The 537-nt window shown below is 54.2% G+C and carries 1 protein-coding gene; it reads right to left on the reverse strand.

The window, feature by feature from the left end; genetic code table 11:
* On the reverse strand, positions 1–388 hold a 388-nt coding region (locus tag JWG43_RS17790; RefSeq protein ID WP_205244287.1), incomplete at its 3' end, for a hypothetical protein.
* Positions 389–537 lie beyond the last annotated feature (149 nt).

Consider the following 537-nt stretch of genomic DNA (forward strand, 5'->3'; position numbering starts at 1 on the left):
TTGTAAACGCGCTTCTCAGTTTTTCCAGTCCTTCTTTCGTCTGGGAAAGGCTCTGGGCGCGGAGTAGATCGCTGATGACCCGCACCATGGCATTGCCGGCCAGTTCCTCCATGCCATGGGCAGAGAGGTCAAAGAGCTTGCATTGAAATGTCGGGGTGTACGGCAGAAAACACTGGTGAGGCATATCCACCAGGGCATCAAAGGTCACCGGCCCCTGCCAGCCTTTAGCACCATGAGGGTCGAAGGGGGTCAGGTCTGCTTTTGGCTTTTTTTTATGAAGTTTGCTGCTGGCTTTGAACCACCCCTCGCATAATGCGCCTCTACGTTCATAAATCCGATGAACGTACAGTTCATTCTCTGGTTGGCGGTGAGCAGCGAATTCCAACATATCACCTGTGGTCAATTGCCGCGGATCGATTTGAGCCAGGCGTGGATTTCCTCAAGGCTGGTTGCATCGAGAATCTTTTCGCTCAACTCGTCCTGCTGTTCCGGGGTGAGTTCCTGGAGCAGGGGGAGGAGATGGTTTGCCCCCTCGGG

The organism is Desulfobulbus alkaliphilus (assembly GCF_016918545.1).
Classification (GTDB): Bacteria; Desulfobacterota; Desulfobulbia; order Desulfobulbales; family Desulfobulbaceae; genus Desulfobulbus; species Desulfobulbus alkaliphilus.